Origin of the sequence: Chryseobacterium salviniae (assembly GCF_035819015.1) — a bacterium.
In the GTDB taxonomy this organism is placed as follows: Bacteria; Bacteroidota; Bacteroidia; order Flavobacteriales; family Weeksellaceae; genus Chryseobacterium; species Chryseobacterium salviniae.
This window is the reverse complement of sequence record NZ_JAYLAA010000043.1, coordinates 76010-91297: the sequence shown is the minus strand read 5'-3', so window position 1 is coordinate 91297 and position 15288 is coordinate 76010. Positions and strand designations below refer to the sequence as shown.

14 protein-coding genes are annotated in these 15288 nt (G+C 37.3%); 8 read left to right on the top strand and 6 right to left on the bottom strand.

Annotated features, from left to right (window positions below):
- The first annotated feature begins 254 nt into the window (after positions 1 to 254).
- Positions 255 to 1022: a GLPGLI family protein gene (locus tag SOP96_RS13420; RefSeq protein ID WP_326321443.1), complete on the top strand. Its 768-nt coding sequence runs from the start codon at positions 255 to 257 to the stop codon at positions 1020 to 1022.
- A gap of 97 nt (positions 1023 to 1119) precedes the next feature.
- On the opposite strand, the gene murB is transcribed toward SOP96_RS13420, so the two are convergent.
- Both murB and SOP96_RS13410 read right to left on the bottom strand, forming a co-directional pair.
- Positions 1120 to 2139: a UDP-N-acetylmuramate dehydrogenase gene (gene murB / locus SOP96_RS13415; RefSeq protein ID WP_326321477.1), complete on the bottom strand. Its 1020-nt coding sequence runs from the start codon at positions 2137 to 2139 to the stop codon at positions 1120 to 1122.
- Between the two features lie 97 nt (positions 2140 to 2236).
- The gene (locus SOP96_RS13410; protein ID WP_326321442.1) at positions 2237 to 3442 is read right to left on the bottom strand and encodes a pyridoxal phosphate-dependent aminotransferase; all 1206 of its coding nucleotides are present in this window, start codon (positions 3440 to 3442) and stop codon (positions 2237 to 2239) included.
- A gap of 179 nt (positions 3443 to 3621) precedes the next feature.
- Here SOP96_RS13410 and SOP96_RS13405 point away from each other — a divergent pair, with 179 nt between their 5' ends.
- The 5 genes from SOP96_RS13405 (at position 3622) to SOP96_RS13385 (ending at position 8017) form a co-directional block, all read left to right on the top strand.
- Positions 3622 to 4803 (top strand): hypothetical protein, encoded by a 1182-nt coding sequence (locus tag SOP96_RS13405; protein ID WP_326321441.1) that lies wholly within the window; start codon positions 3622 to 3624, stop codon positions 4801 to 4803.
- Positions 4804 to 4813: 10 nt separating this feature from the next.
- Entirely contained in the window at positions 4814 to 6238 is a 1425-nt protein-coding gene (locus tag SOP96_RS13400) for a hypothetical protein (RefSeq protein WP_326321440.1), read from the top strand.
- A 195-nt stretch (positions 6239 to 6433) separates the two neighbouring features.
- Positions 6434 to 6889 (top strand): DUF1801 domain-containing protein, encoded by a 456-nt coding sequence (locus SOP96_RS13395; RefSeq protein ID WP_326321439.1) that lies wholly within the window; start codon positions 6434 to 6436, stop codon positions 6887 to 6889.
- Positions 6867 to 7523: a YiiX/YebB-like N1pC/P60 family cysteine hydrolase gene (locus SOP96_RS13390; protein ID WP_326321438.1), complete on the top strand. Its 657-nt coding sequence runs from the start codon at positions 6867 to 6869 to the stop codon at positions 7521 to 7523. The genes SOP96_RS13395 and SOP96_RS13390 overlap by 23 nt, the downstream gene beginning before the upstream one ends.
- Positions 7524 to 7705: 182 nt before the next feature.
- Positions 7706 to 8017, top strand: a complete 312-nt coding sequence (locus SOP96_RS13385) for an NIL domain-containing protein (protein WP_326321437.1) — start codon at positions 7706 to 7708, stop codon at positions 8015 to 8017.
- Positions 8018 to 8096: 79 nt separating this feature from the next.
- Here the strand turns inward: SOP96_RS13385 and murA are convergent, their stop codons facing one another.
- Together murA and SOP96_RS13375 are read right to left on the bottom strand one after the other, a co-directional pair.
- Entirely contained in the window at positions 8097 to 9404 is a 1308-nt protein-coding gene (murA, locus tag SOP96_RS13380; protein WP_326321436.1) for a UDP-N-acetylglucosamine 1-carboxyvinyltransferase, read from the bottom strand.
- A 2-nt stretch (positions 9405 to 9406) separates the two neighbouring features.
- Complete coding sequence (locus tag SOP96_RS13375; RefSeq protein WP_326321435.1) at positions 9407 to 10072, bottom strand: DUF4290 domain-containing protein; 666 nt, start codon at positions 10070 to 10072, stop codon at positions 9407 to 9409.
- A gap of 189 nt (positions 10073 to 10261) precedes the next feature.
- On the opposite strand from SOP96_RS13375, the gene SOP96_RS13370 reads away from it, so the two are divergent.
- Complete coding sequence (locus tag SOP96_RS13370) at positions 10262 to 11692, top strand: alpha-amylase (protein WP_326321434.1); 1431 nt, start codon at positions 10262 to 10264, stop codon at positions 11690 to 11692.
- Positions 11693 to 11760: 68 nt separating this feature from the next.
- Here the strand turns inward: SOP96_RS13370 and SOP96_RS13365 are convergent, their stop codons facing one another.
- Both SOP96_RS13365 and SOP96_RS13360 read right to left on the bottom strand, forming a co-directional pair.
- Positions 11761 to 12174, bottom strand: coding sequence for a thiol-disulfide oxidoreductase DCC family protein (locus SOP96_RS13365; RefSeq protein ID WP_326321433.1), 414 nt, complete (start codon positions 12172 to 12174; stop codon positions 11761 to 11763).
- Between the two features lie 11 nt (positions 12175 to 12185).
- Positions 12186 to 12647 (bottom strand): heme-binding domain-containing protein, encoded by a 462-nt coding sequence (locus tag SOP96_RS13360; RefSeq protein ID WP_326321432.1) that lies wholly within the window; start codon positions 12645 to 12647, stop codon positions 12186 to 12188.
- 294 nt (positions 12648 to 12941) lie between these two features.
- Here SOP96_RS13360 and katG point away from each other — a divergent pair, with 294 nt between their 5' ends.
- Positions 12942 to 15221: a catalase/peroxidase HPI gene (gene katG / locus SOP96_RS13355; RefSeq protein ID WP_326321431.1), complete on the top strand. Its 2280-nt coding sequence runs from the start codon at positions 12942 to 12944 to the stop codon at positions 15219 to 15221.
- The last annotated feature ends 67 nt before the right edge of the window (positions 15222 to 15288 follow it).

Below are 15288 nucleotides of genomic sequence, written 5' to 3'. Positions count from 1 at the left end.
TTATATCTTTACTAAGTGAAATAAACATAATACTAATTTAAATTTTTAAACACAATGAAAAAACTATCAGTGAATGGCAGGGTATGAACCGTTCACTTTGTGGGCACAGTAGCTACGAGTATTTTACGTAGAATGTAGGACTGTTATCATAGACATTATTTATCATCCTATTATTTAGTAACTATTTTCGCTTGCTAATTATAGGATGATAAATATTATTCTAATATTTAGATCCAAATATACTATTAATATTTATGAAATATTTTTTAACATTCACTTTTATTATATCTGCAATTTTTATAAAAAGCCAGTCCAAATCAGAGCTTTCTGAATTACAAGTAAGATATAATTTCACATTTATCAAAGATACTTTAGATAAAAATAATTCGGTGACTGAACCTATGATATTGCTAACTAATGGTAAAAAATCTGTTTATTATAGTGAATACTATAAAGCAAGTATTGATGCTCTAAATAAGCAGCTTGAAGCACCTGTCAATAAAGGTGACATACGGACTATTAGCTTAAATGGTTTCCCTCAAGCTAAAGTAAAACATTCTGTATATAAGGATCAGAATGATATACTTATTTCGGTTTTCATGAGAGATCTTTATACCTTCAAAAGTTCTGATATACTTTCCTGGAAGATTTCAAAAAAAGAAAATAAGAGTATTTTAGGTTATAAATGTAGTAAAGCTACGGTAACTGTTGACAATAAAAATTATATAGCTTGGTTTACCTACGATATACCTATTAATGACGGTCCTTACAAATTCAGAGGCTTACCCGGACTTATATTACAAGTATCCGAAGAGCATGGCTATTTTAATTTTGAAGCGATTTCAATTAATAAAGTTAAACTAGCTATGGATTTTAAAAAAGGAATTTTGATTACTAAAGATCAATATATTAAAAAGAGAAATGAATACATTGCTGATCCTTCACAAGGAAAAGAAAATTCTGAAAGCTATAGAAGATATGTTGAGGAAAATAAGAAAAAATCTAATATTTTTCTTGAGTAATAAGATTAATTTGATTAAAAATAAATTTATCTAAAATAAGTAAATTGCTAAAAACTTTGTCAAAGTTCTAAACTTTGACAAAGTTTTACAGTTTATCTTAAATAATATTCACTTCCCTTTCCAGCTCAATCCCGAATTTTTCGTTCACAGAATCAATAATCATCGAAGAAAAATCGAAAATTTCTTTTCCGGTAGCATTTCCTGTAGCGTTGATAATAACCAAAGCCTGAAGTTTGTGCGAGGCAACATTGCCTATTTGCTTTCCTTTCCATCCACATTGCTCAATCAGCCATCCGGCAGGAACTTTCACAAAATCTCCGTTGGCATATCCCGGAATCTGTGGGAATTTTTCCTTTAATTGTTCAAATTGCGGTAAAGGAATTGTGGGGTTTTTAAAGAAACTTCCGGCGTTGCCGATTTCTTTCGGATCAGGGAGTTTGCTTTGCCTGATATTGATTACCGCACGCGAAACATCCTGAATCGTTGGTTTTTCAATTCCCAAATGTTCCAGTTCAGATTGTATGGCGCCATATTCTGTTTTGATATGATGATCTTTTCTTGTTAATTTAAAAGCTACATCTAAAATTACATACTTTCCTTTTCCTTGCTGCTTAAAAACAGAATCTCTGTACCCGAATCGGCATTGTTCAAGGTTGAAGGTTTCCAGCTGCAGGTTTTCAAGGTTAAGAACGGTACAGTTTACAAAAGTATCTTTGATTTCCGTGCCGTAAGCACCAATATTCTGCATGGGTGATGTTCCTACATTTCCGGGAATTAATGAAAGATTTTCCAGTCCGCCATAATTTTTTTCAAGACAGAATCGTACGAATTCGTGCCAGTTTTCACCTGCTTTTGCTGTTACCAAAACTTCGTTGTCGTTGATGAAATCTTCATGAATGCCTTTTAGGCTAAGTTTGATGGCTAATCCTTCAAAATCTTTTGTCAGCAGAATATTGCTTCCTCCGCCTAAAAAGAGCAGCGGTAAAGTATTTGTTTTGGAATGGTTCAGTGCTTCGATTAATTCTTCTGTAGAATGAACTTCTATGAAATATCTCGCCTTTGCATCAACACCAAATGTATTATGCGCCTTAAGTGAAAAATTTTCCTGCATTTGAATCATGTTACAAATTCATTAATATCGTTAAAAAATATCAGCAATAAAAGCTTGGAATCCATTTCTAAGTTTTTATTGCTGATAAGTAATTTTTTTCAGATTAAAGACTGAATTCCAGTTTATATTGATCAAGCGCATCTTTTAAAATAGCGGCACTTCTTATCAGGTCTTCTTGTTTTAAAACGTAAGCAATTCTTACCTGTTTTTTTCCTAATTCCGGATTGCTGTAGAATCCCCCGGCCGGAGCCACCATAATGGTTTCGTTCTGGTTGGAATATTTTTCAAGCAGCCATTGTGCGAATTTCTCGGTATCATCTACAGGAAGCTCGGCAACACAGTAGAAAGCTCCTTTCGGTTTCGGGCAGATCACTCCCGGAATAGCGTTTAAAGCATCTACCAATACATTTCTTCTGTGGGTGTATTCTTCTCTTACAGCTCTGATGTAGGCTCCATCATTTTGGTGTGCTGCAGTGGCCGCAATTTGTCCCAATAAAACCGGGCTTAGCCTTGCCTGCGCAAAAAGCATTGCCGCATCATGGATCTTTTTAGAACGGGTAATCATACATCCGATTCTTACACCGCACATAGAATAACGTTTCGATTCGGAATCGATAATGATGCAGTTTTCTGCCAATTCAGGGAAAGCGAGCATGGAAACCTGCTGTTTTCCGTCATATACATATTCTCTGTACACTTCGTCTGAAATCACAACAATGTCATATTTAAGGGCAATTTCTGCCAATTTTTGAAGCTCTTCACGGGTATATAGGTAACCGGTAGGATTTCCGGGGTTGCAGATAACGATCGCTCTTGTTTTTGCTGTAATTTTTTTCTCAAATTCTTCAATCGGAGGAAGGGCAAATCCTGTATCTATGGTAGAAGGAACGGCAACAACGTTTACATTGAATGTGCTTGTAAAACCGTTGTAATTTGCATAATAAGGTTCCGGGATGATCACTTCATCGCCGTCGTCACACAAAGTGGAGATGGCAAAATTCAAAGCTTCCGAACCGCCGTTGGTAACGATGAAATTATCGGTTGTAAGATCATTGAATCCTAATGAATGATAATAATCTGTTAACGCTTTTCTATATTCTATATTACCTTCGGAAAGAGCATATTCCAAAACTTTAAGATCGATATTCTTTAAAGCATTCAGTGCCGTTTCCGGTGTTTCAATATCGGGCTGCCCGATGTTCAGATGATAGACTTTTATTCCTTTCTGCTTTGCTTTCAGGGCAAATGGAACCAGTTTTCTTACCGGCGAAGGCGGCATGTGCAGTGCTCTGTTTGAAATATTCGGCATTATTGAAAAATTTGTATGGCAAAAATAAGATTTAATTTGTCAATAATACAATAAAGCAGGCAAAGAAAGAATTTATCCAAATGATATTAATGATTTATAAAAAGCTAATTATTAATACTGCGATAAGTATTTTATTTATAAATTATTTTATTTTTGCCCAGAATTAAGTATTTTATATCATGAAAATAAATTTATTTATTACTGTTGTTTTATTTTCGGTTCAGTCTGTTTTAGGGCAGAGAATTGATAAAGAGACCATCAGCTTTCAATTGTTGAAAGAGCCTGTTTTTACAACAGAGGCAGCCAACAGAAATTATACGATTACTGTAAAATCTCCTTATAATATTACAAAAGATGATGTTTTGAGGATGTCAAAAGAAGATTATCAGAATCAGGTAAATCATTATAAGGCCAATGTAGAAACAGCTAAAATAGAACATCAGGAAAGATTGAAAGATTATGAGGCTGAAGTTAAAAAACTTCAGGAAAAATTCAAACTCGAATCTGCAGAATACAGCAAATTGTCTGCTGTTGAAAAAATTGCCACTACAAACGGCGCTCCGGTTTTGACACTGCCTTCAAGGCCTGTACTTAATATCCCGCCAATGCCGGTTTACAGACAGCCCGACCTGAGAGATGCATTAATTGTGGACAACAAAATTCTTGCTTCACAAATAGATGTTGCAGGCTTTTCAAAAGGTGGAAATTATCTTGACCTACAGATTGAAATGGAAAGAACGAATTTTCAGGACAATCAGGGAAAAACATTTGCCAACCAGCCGGTAAGAATTATCGGTAAACAAAACGGAGTGGTAAAACTGGATAAAACCTATTTTTCCGACTTTGCAGAAATTGCAAGTGTACCTACAAATGAGGTCAACCTGAACGCACATGAAAAATCATATCTCCAGAGAACAATGGACCGTACCAGAAATATTATTAATGATCATTTCGGATATCAGGTCATCAATTCTTCGGTAGCTTTAGAAACAGTAAAAAATAAAGGAGATTATGATGATCTGGAAAAAGCATATATCTATGTAACGACTAATCTTAAAAAGCTTCAGGCAAAGTCTGACTACGCTCCGAATAAAGTAGCCATGGAAAACATGCAGAAAGGAATCGATATGTGGAAGGCTGCGCTTGGTAAAGTGAATTACAGTGATAAAAAAGCTTTATACAACCAGAAAATAGGAGAGTATCTTTATTTTAATCTAATAAGGCTGAATCTTGCTTTAGGAAATTCTAAAGAGGCGGAAAAATATTTAAATGCACTTCAGGAGCACCTGGTAGACATCAAATTATCCTATGATGCCAATCTTGAATTAAAAAAATTAGAACAAAAAATTTACAATAACTAAAGAAAATTACATGATTAAACAGATTATTGCCTCAGTGATGATCACAGCTTCTGTATGTGCATTTGCTCAGGTGAAGGTTGTGGAAGGGACAAAATTTACAACGGATGACAATCTTGAAACAGATGCAAAACTGGTTCTGGCAGACGATTACAATTCATATATGTTCAGTGCGATCAATATTGACGGGCTGATGAGAAATGTCTTTCCGCATAAAAAACTGCTGATGAGAAAGCTGGATCAGAACGGAAGTCTTGTGGACACGTATACTCAGGATTACGCAAATAAAACCAACGGCGTGCTCCACAACTATCTCGGGTCGCAACAGATTGATGAAGACAGATTGGTGGCATTTACAGAAGAATATTTCGGTAAAGAAAACAGGAAAGAAGTTTTTCAGCATGTTTTCAGCAAAAAAACGGGAAGTTTTACGACAAAAAGCATCGCAAAATATACGATTGAATCCGCAAACAAATCGGGGACAACTTATATAGTTTTTTCCGAGAACGGGAAATATGCGGCAGTATTCAACGACAGATATTCAACGAAGAAGACAGGTAACGTTAATGATGCTCTGGTAATCGATTTAAGAACATTGACACCGCTTTGGAATAAAGAAATTACGTTAAGCAGTGATTATGTGGAAAAATCTTTAACCCTAACGAATTCCGGGAAGATCGTTTTGCTCCGCAAAGCTGCCGGCTGGAAAGAGTCTTACAAAATGGAAATGGTTTCTAATACAGAAGATAAAGATTTACCTTTTGATGATAAATATATTCCCGAAAAATTATACGCAATCAGCAAAGATGACAATGATTATCTGGTAACTTTCGGAAGAAAAAACCAGGCGGTTAAAATGGGCGGAAGTACTTTCGGGACAGTAATGTTTTATGATATTAAATCAGGGAAAGCGATAATCAGCAATACCAATCTTGCAGGTGCCCAAGACATGAGTGACGTAAAAGTAATTAAGACCATCATAAAAGGCGATGAGGTTTTAATGGCGGTTCAGCAGGAAACGGTTTCGAGACCGTTACCTACAGCAATGAATCGTTTTCCGGATCCTGTTTATACCCTTGATGTAGGAGTTTTAATGAAATTCAATAAAGAAGGAGAGGTAAAACAGTTTGTACCACTGGGAAGCAATCCTTCAGGAAGAAGAGTTCAGGTGATTGAATCCGGAGACAATTTGTATGTTTCCGCATTTTATCCAAAAGGCACATTCGGAAATACAGGTTTTTCAATGAAAACTTTTGATTTCGGCAGCCTGACTCCAAAAGAACTTACGGTAGATTATAAAGGTAGAAATTTCTTCCAGAATTACGGTTTTACAGACGGGAATTTGGTACAGTTTGTTTCAGCCACCAATAAATTACTTTTCCTGGACAAAGACGGTAAAAATGTTCAGGTGTTCAGCGTTTACAATTTTGTGAAATAAATTTTTCATCAAAGAAATATTGATAAATCAGCTTTAAATTTTAAAGCTGATTTTTATTTAACCGCAAAAGGTTATATTGACTCTGTCGAATTTTTTATTTGTAGTTAATTTTAAATTGGTTTGAACAAGCTTATTAATTTAAATCTGGTTCCGTTAAATTTTCGTTATTTTGAAAAAATTATAAAATTTGAAAAAATGCAGATAGAATCCATTTCAATAGATGATTATCTTTCGAAGATCCCTGAAGAAAGACAGGATGTTTTCAGAAAGCTTTTTGATACCATTAACAACAATTTGCCGGAAGGTTTTTCACAAGGCAGCAGCTACGGAATGATCGGTTGGGCGGTTCCTCTGGAAACTTATCCCGCCGGTTATCACTGTACTCCGGGAACGCCGTTGCCTTTTATAAGCATTGCTTCCCAGAAGAATTTTATTGCGTTTTACCATATGGGAATGTATGCCAAACCGGATCTGCTGGATTGGTTTGTGGAAGAATTTCCGAAACATTCTAAAAGGAAACTGGATATGGGAAAATCCTGTGTGCGTTTCAAAAAAATGGATGATATTCCCTTTGAATTACTCGCTGAAGTAAGTAAAAAAATGACAGTTCAGGACTGGATCGATTGTTATGAAGCCAATTTTAAAAAGTAAATTTTTCTTATACCTTTTTTCGGTAATCGTAGTTTTTAACTCTGTTTTAAGCTGCAGCATCTACCGGAATTCCGGGCTTCAGGACGGGGATTTATTGTTTGTCACCGCAAAAAGTACCGGACTTTCCGGTGCCATTAATAATGTTACCCAAAAACACAAAAATGCTTCTTTCGACCACATTGGAATTCTTGAGAAAGCAAATGGAAAGTTGTATGTTCTGCATGCGGCTCCCAAAGGCGGCTCCCAAAAACAGCAATTAAATGATTTTCTGAAAGATCAGGCTGAAGAGGGACAAGCGGTTGTTGTTTATCGTCTGAAACCTCAATATCAGCATGCAATACCTTCAGCTATAGAAAAGGCAAACGCTATGTTGGGAAAACCATATAATTTCAACTATATTCTGGATGAAAATTCTTATTACTGTTCAGATTTTATTGAAAGAGCTTTCAGAGAGAATCAGATTTTTAAACTGGAATCAATGACTTTCGTTGATCCTGCAACAGGGAAAACCAATGCATTCTGGGAAGATTTTTACAGGAAAAAAAACCTTAAAGTCCCGGAAGGCGAACCCGGCTGTAATCCCAACGGGCTGGCTGCTTCAGAAAAGCTTCAACGAATAAAAGAGCTGAAATAAAGTATAAAACATTCAACGGATTCGAAAGAGTCCGTTTTTTTTAGACAAAAGTTTAAAAGGTAAATTTCAGATAAATAAAAAAATAATACTCTACTAATTTGGTAGACTAATATTTTTTTATATTTTTGTCTAAGCTTAAACAAAGGAAAAGAGCATTAGTTTTTAAATTGAAAAGTTTTGTTATGATAACACCTAATCCGAACATGCAGATTTTAAACAGCAAGATAAATCTGCCTAAAAAAGAATTGATCCTGGAAATTGAACTGAATGGCAAAATGAAGTTTGAACAGCTGATGAATACCATATACAATCAGTTCGGGATCTGTCACAGGGTGTTATCGGCTAATGTGGAATATGTAAATGGAAGAAGCTTCGGATCTGTCCAGCTGTATATTAATGTAAGTTCGGAAGACTACAATGCGCTGGAATTGTATCTTAATAAAAATAAACTTCTGAGTACCACTGTAGAATATGTCTGCAGAAAGTATTTATAAGATAGGTTCATATAGTTTTAATTACAGAGAAGCGTCCGGTTTTCACCGGACGCTTTTATGTTGATGTGTAATTTCTGCTTTAAATTCTTTCGATATCTGCTCCTATGGCTTTCAATCGTCCGTCTATATTTTCATATCCTCTGTCGATCTGCTCGATATTATGGATAATTGATTTTCCTTCCGCAGAAAGGGCGGCAATCAAAAGTGCATTTCCGGCTCTGATGTCAGGGGAAACCATGGTAGTTCCTCTTAACGGAGTCTCTTGGTTGAGTCCGATTACCGTTGCGCGGTGCGGATCGCAAAGGATGATCTGAGCACCCATGTCGATTAATTTATCTACGAAAAATAATCTTGATTCAAACATTTTCTGATGAACCAAAAGGCTTCCTTTTGCCTGTGTTGCTACAACAAGAATGATAGAAAGAAGATCTGGTGTAAATCCCGGCCATGGCGCATCCGAAACGGTAAGGATAGAACCGTCGATAAATTTCTGGATTTTATAGTTTTCCTGAGTCGGAATGAAAATGTCATCATTGCTTTGTTCCAGCTGAATACCAAGCTTTCTGAAGGTATTCGGGATCACGCCGAGCTGGTTCCAGTTGACGTTTTTAATGGTGATTTCAGATTTTGTCATGGCTGCAAGGCCAATCCATGAGCCGATTTCAACCATATCCGGAAGCATGGTGTGCTCCGTTCCGTGAAGATACTCAACTCCTTCAATGGTTAATAAATTAGAACCGATTCCTGAGATATTCGCCCCCATTCTGTTCAGCATTTTACAAAGCTGCTGTAAATAAGGTTCGCAAGCTGCATTGTAAATCCTGGTTTTTCCTTTTGCTAAAGCTGCAGCCATCACGATATTGGCAGTACCCGTTACAGAAGCTTCTTCCAGCAGGATGAATTTTCCTCTCAGTTCTTTGGCTTTTAATGAATAAAAGAATTCTTCTTCATCATAATGAAATTCAGCGCCAAGCTCTACAAGTCCCTGGAAATGAGTATCTAATCTTCTTCTTCCGATCTTATCACCTCCCGGAGTCGGCATATACGCTTCGCCGTATCTGGCAAGCATCGGCCCCATCAGCATGATAGAGCCTCTCAGCTTTGCTCCGTCTTTTTTAAACTCATTGGATTTGATGTAATCAAAATTAACTTTATCTGCTTTGAAAGTATAATCTCCGTGTCCGTTTTTGGTCACTTTTACACCGAAGTCGCCCAGAATTTCAATTAATCGATTAACGTCATGGATATCGGGAATATTTTTAATTCTTACTTCCTCATCGGTTAATAAAACGGCACAAAGAATTTGAAGAGCTTCGTTTTTTGCTCCTTGTGGAGTAATTTCACCTTGCAGTCTTTTTCCTCCCCTTATCTGAAATGTCCCACTCATATCTACTTTCTGTTTTTATGATTGTTGTTATTGTTGTGTCGTCTTTTGTTATTAGATTGGTTTCTGTTGTTAGGCTGATTCCTGTTGTTATTATTGCGGTTGTTGCTGTTATTGGTCGTATAATAGATTTTGCTTTTTTCAAGCGTGTCTATTCCCGTAAGATCCAGCCTGTTTTCAGAAAGTTCTTTCAAATGGCGGAAGATCACATCATCGGTAACGTGCTCTTTATTATATACATTGTAAGATTTCTTCATATTATTGGCAATTACCTCTATCAGGGCTTCTTTTTCATCTCCCTGTTCCAGCTCGATCGCTTTTTCTATTAATTGAAGAATGCTTTTCCCATAGAATTTGAAATCACCCTGAAGTTTAGGATATTCCATTCTTTTAGGTGGCTCTGCCAGCTGTTCCCTGGTAGGAAAAGGATAGGGTGAATCTACATCAAGATCGTAATCGGCAAGAATAAAAAGATGATCCCAAAGTTTATGCTTATAATTTTCTTCGTCGCGAAGCTGTGGGTTTCTCTGGCCCATAAAATCAATGATTGCCATTGCCATTTCATTTCTTTCTTCTTTGGAAGGAAGCTCTTTGCAACGTTCAATCAACTGTTGTATGATTCTGCCATATTCCGGCAGGTGAAGCTTGTTTTTTTGGGTGTTGTATTCCATAGTATGCAAATATATGGATTAATAGAAAAATTGTACCGAAAATCTTTAAAGTTTATCAATTTTTAATGATGTTTTAAATAAGAGTTTATAAAGAATATGTGATAAAAATAAAAATTATTTCACATCCACTTGAAATTATTTTAATAAAATTGTAATTTAGGTAAGACATTAATAATCAAAAAATAAGATATGAAAAAAACTCATCTTTTACTTTTAGTACTGGCTTTAGGCTTCGCTTATTCCTGCCGGGAGAATGATGAAATTGCAGATGAAACTTCAGATCAGAAGGAAGTTCACAGCAAAATTGTAAACGTAACCCATCACGACGGAAGACCTTTCAGTACCGGAACATCTTCCTATGCAAAATTTGTAGCCGGACCTGGTGGGAGTGTCCTCATGCAGGGATTTTACTGGGATGTGCCGGATGGAGGAAACTGGTGGAATACCGTAAAAGGAAAGCTCACAGACTGGTCGAATGCCGGAATTGGCGCCGTCTGGCTTCCTCCCGCATCAAAAGCGCAGAACGGGCCGTATTCAATGGGATATGATCCTACCGATTATTATGATTTCGGAAATTACAATCAGAACGGAACCATTGAAACGCGTTTTGGATCACGCGCAGAACTTGAAGCATTGATTACAAAGGCTCACGCAGAAAATATGCAGGTGTACGCCGATATTGTTATCAACCATAACAGTGGCGGACAGTCTGAGTATAATCCTTATGTAGGTTCAAATACGTGGACGAATTTTTCAGCGGTCGCTTCAGGAAAATTTCCGAGAAGCTACAATGATTTTTATAAAAATGCTTACGGAAATAATGATGAAGGCTCTTTCGGGGGCTTTCCGGATTTATGCCACGCTAATCCGTACGTTCAGGACTGGCTTTGGGGAAGGGACGATTCTGTCGGAAAATATTATAAAAATGTCATGAAATTCGATGGCTGGAGATTCGATTATGTGAAAGGTTTCGGGCCATGGGTTGTGAACAGCTGGAATTCTAATGTCGGCGGATTTTCTGTTGGAGAACTTTGGGATTCTAATGTGAATACGCTGGAATGGTGGGCCAATAACGCCAATAGTTCGGTGTTTGATTTTGCTGCCTATTATAAAATGGATGAAGCATTCGACAATGGTAATTTAAATGTATTGAATGACGATATGATGTGGAAACGTAATCCTTTTAAAGCGGTTACATTTGTTGCCAATCACGACACAGATATTATCTATAATAAAATGCTGGCTTATGCTTACATTTTAACGCATGAAGGATATCCTACAATTTTTTATAGGGACTATGAAGAATGGCTGAACAAAGAAAGATTAAATAATCTCATCTGGATTCACAATAATAAAGCGACCGGAACAACTTCCATTCTTTATACCGACAACGACGAATACATTGCACGAAGAAACGGCTACAACGGAAATCCCGGATTGGTAGTCTACATCAACAATTCTTCAAGCTGGCAGGAGCGATGGATTCAGACGAACTGGGCAAGCCAACAGATTAAAGATTTTACGGGCAGCTCAAGCTGGTATCCGACAACACAGTCTGATAAATGGGTGAAAATCCAGTGTGCGCCAAAATCATATTCCGTTTGGTCACTAAATCAGTAGTTATTACATATTAAAGACTGTTTCGCACGAAACAGTCTTTTATTTTAATCTGAATATTCTTATATCGTTTAAACCTGAATAAATTTAGCCCGCTGGTGCGGAGTAGGCAAATAGCATTTCTGGTTGGCAAGTTTCATCCTGTTTTTAGAAACAGTATCATAAATTTTATCGCTCAAAAAAGAAGGAATAATTTTTCCTAAAGCCGATACTTTATAAATACCACCAAGGAGATTGGCAATTTTTAGAACTGCTTTGGATTTTTCAAGGTAATACCGGCCGGGCTTCCAGAGATACATGGTGTTGAAAATTTTTGTATTCAATCCCCGCTCAGCCAGAAATTTTTGGCCAAAATCAGATTGCAGGGAAGCAAACAGGAACTGGTCTTTTTTGTCTCTTTCAAGAATCCATTGTACCCAGAAATTGCAGACGCCGCAATAACCGTCGAAAAATACAATATGTTTGTTTTGCAAATTTTCTTCCATGACGTTAAGATTTAATAAAGCATTTTTCGCTCCGTTTCCGTTTTCTCTTTTTTAAAATAGTCTATCAGAATCTTTCTCTGCTCATCACTTAACTTTGCATTTTGATGCCCTAAAAAATAAGAATCAAGCGGCATTTCTTTACTTTCAACCATTTCTATACATTCCTGCAATTTATGTGCCTGATCCTTTTGTACATACATAGCGAAAGTAGAAAAATTAAGAGCTTTCCGCCCTTCATCAATATGATTTTTCATAATCCATGAAGCCGGTGCAATATTAGAATACCATGGATAAGCCGTTTCGTTAGAATGGCAATCATAGCAGGAAACCTTAATCAGTTTGGCAGTTTCCGGCTGCGTTTTCTTTATTTTTAAAAAATCCATTCCGGGAGTAGGTGCTGGATTGGTCTTATCAATCGGGAAAAACTGGATGATAACAAATGCTACCAGAATAACAATTAAAACTTTTTTCATATTCAACGCTTAATTATAGATAAATGTACTATAAAATTTTTATTCTATGATGGCAGTCAGGATTTGATATTAAAAAAAACAGAAAACATTATTTTGTTTTATGTTGAATTTAAATAAATTATAATTTATGTATCCGAATAATTCTTAAATTTAAGGTAATCCAAATAATGTTAAGATGGTTTTATTATCGCTTTTAACTATCGTAAAAATATTTTTAATAGATTATATTAATTGAAAAACTTGCGTAAGTTTGTTTTACAGATAATTAACAAATCAACATAAAATTAAACGACAATGGAAAAAGATTTGAATGACATCAGTAAATGTCCGTTTCACAACGGATCTATGAAAAAAGACAACGTTGCCGGTGGAGGAACCAAAAATTCCGACTGGTGGCCGGATCAGCTTAAAGTTGATATCCTTCGTCAGCATTCATCATTATCCAACCCGATGGATAAAGATTTTGATTACGCAGCAGAATTTAAAAGCCTTGATCTTGAAGCAGTAAAAAAAGACCTTCATGATTTAATGACCGATTCTCAGGATTGGTGGCCAGCCGATTTCGGACATTACGGCCCTCTATTTATTCGTATGGCATGGCATAGTGCCGGAACGTATCGGGTTGGAGATGGTAGAGGAGGCGCAGGCGCAGGACAGCAGCGTTTTGCTCCATTGAACAGCTGGCCCGATAATGTGAATTTAGATAAAGCAAGAAGGCTGCTTTGGCCGATAAAACAAAAATACGGTAAGAAAATTTCCTGGGCAGACCTTATGATTCTTACCGGTAATGTGGCTCTGGAATCTATGGGCTTTAAAACGTTCGGGTTTGCGGGTGGCCGTGAAGATGTCTGGGAGCCGGATATGGATGTGTACTGGGGTTCGGAGAAAACATGGTTAGGCGGAGACCTTCGTTATGCACATGGTTCAGATGGTGTCGTTGAAAACCGTGGCGTGCTGCCTACCGATGATGATGCAGACGGCGATATCCATACAAGAAACCTCGAAAAGCCTTTGGCAGCTGTACAAATGGGGCTTATTTACGTAAATCCTGAAGGGCCGGACGGAAACCCCGATCCGATAGCCGCTGCAAAAGACATCCGGGATACTTTTGGAAGAATGGCTATGAATGATGAAGAAACGGTAGCGCTCATTGCCGGAGGTCATACTTTCGGAAAAACACACGGTGCTGGACCGGCCGATCATGTGGGAAAAGAACCTGAAGCAGAAAGTGTTGAAGCCCAGGGATTCGGATGGAACAGTACTTATAATTCAGGAAAAGGTAAAGATGCAATTTCCAGCGGGCTGGAAGTGACCTGGACGGAAACTCCTACACAATGGAGCAATAATTTTTTCAAAAACCTTTTCGAAAACGAATGGGAGCTTACTAAAAGCCCAGCCGGGGCTCATCAATGGGTTGCAAAAAACGGCAGCGAAACCATTCCGGATGCTTTTGATCCTCATAAAAAACACAGGCCAACCATGCTTACAACGGATCTTTCCTTACGGTTTGATCCTGAATATGAAAAAATTTCAAGAAGATTTTACGAAAATCCTGATGCTTTTGCAGATGCTTTTGCAAAGGCATGGTTTAAACTTACGCACAGAGATATGGGGCCGAAAGCCAGGTATCTTGGGCCTGAAGTTCCTTCCGAAGAGCTTATCTGGCAGGATCCTGTTCCTGCGGTAGACCATGTGCTGATTCATAACTCTGATATTGAAGCGCTGAAATCTAAAATCCTTGATTCCGGATTAAATGTTTCAGAACTTGTATCTACCGCCTGGGCATCCGCATCAACCTTCAGAGGAAGCGATAAAAGAGGAGGTGCAAACGGGGCGAGAATCCGTCTGGCTCCCCAGAAAGAATGGGAAGTAAATAATCCTGCTCAGCTGCAGAAGGTTTTAAGCGCATTGGAAAATATTCAGAAAGAATTTAATGAAAATCAAACGGGAGGCAAAAAAGTTTCATTGGCTGATCTTATCGTTCTTGCTGGAAGTGCTGCAATTGAAAGAGCAGCAAAAGATGCAGGATATAATGTTATCGTTCCTTTTTCTCCTGGAAGAACGGATGCTTCACAGGAGCAGACAGACGTAGAATCCATGCAGTATCTGGAGCCTCTGGCTGATGGATTCCGAAATTATGTAAAGAAAAAATTCTCCGTTTCTACAGAGTCCTTATTAATCGATAAAGCACAGCTATTAACACTTACCGCACCGGAACTCACTGTTTTGATAGGAGGGATGCGTGCCTTAAATGCCAATTTTAATGGTTCTCAACATGGAGTTTTTACTCAAAAACCAGGAACGCTTACCAATGATTTCTTTGTTAATCTTCTGGATATGAATACAAAATGGGAATCAGTTTCCGATGATAATGAATTGTATGCAGGGACTGACCGTAATACCGGAGAGAGGAAATGGACAGCGACACGGGCAGATCTTGTTTTCGGATCCAATTCCGAATTAAGAGCTATTGCCGAGGTGTATGCAAGTTCAGATGCTCATGAAAAATTTGTGAATGATTTTGTTTCGGCTTGGGTGAAAGTAATGAACCTGGACCGGTTTGATCTTGTTTAGTGTAGTATGATTATAAATTGTAAAAAGACAGTCATTTTTTTGGCTGTCTTTTGTATTTGCTATAATT

Coding starts and splice junctions, on each gene's coding strand:
- SOP96_RS13360 (WP_326321432.1), bottom strand. CDS start 12,647: ATGAAAAAAGTTTTAATTGTTATTCTGGTAGCATTTGTTATCATCCAG.
- SOP96_RS13405 (WP_326321441.1), top strand. CDS start 3,622: ATGAAAATAAATTTATTTATTACTGTTGTTTTATTTTCGGTTCAGTCT.
- SOP96_RS13385 (WP_326321437.1), top strand. CDS start 7,706: ATGATAACACCTAATCCGAACATGCAGATTTTAAACAGCAAGATAAAT.
- SOP96_RS13400 (WP_326321440.1), top strand. CDS start 4,814: ATGATTAAACAGATTATTGCCTCAGTGATGATCACAGCTTCTGTATGT.
- SOP96_RS13370 (WP_326321434.1), top strand. CDS start 10,262: ATGAAAAAAACTCATCTTTTACTTTTAGTACTGGCTTTAGGCTTCGCT.
- SOP96_RS13375 (WP_326321435.1), bottom strand. CDS start 10,072: ATGGAATACAACACCCAAAAAAACAAGCTTCACCTGCCGGAATATGGC.
- SOP96_RS13365 (WP_326321433.1), bottom strand. CDS start 12,174: ATGGAAGAAAATTTGCAAAACAAACATATTGTATTTTTCGACGGTTAT.
- murA (WP_326321436.1), bottom strand. CDS start 9,404: ATGAGTGGGACATTTCAGATAAGGGGAGGAAAAAGACTGCAAGGTGAA.
- SOP96_RS13390 (WP_326321438.1), top strand. CDS start 6,867: ATGAAGCCAATTTTAAAAAGTAAATTTTTCTTATACCTTTTTTCGGTA.
- SOP96_RS13395 (WP_326321439.1), top strand. CDS start 6,434: ATGCAGATAGAATCCATTTCAATAGATGATTATCTTTCGAAGATCCCT.
- SOP96_RS13420 (WP_326321443.1), top strand. CDS start 255: ATGAAATATTTTTTAACATTCACTTTTATTATATCTGCAATTTTTATA.
- katG (WP_326321431.1), top strand. CDS start 12,942: ATGGAAAAAGATTTGAATGACATCAGTAAATGTCCGTTTCACAACGGA.
- SOP96_RS13410 (WP_326321442.1), bottom strand. CDS start 3,442: ATGCCGAATATTTCAAACAGAGCACTGCACATGCCGCCTTCGCCGGTA.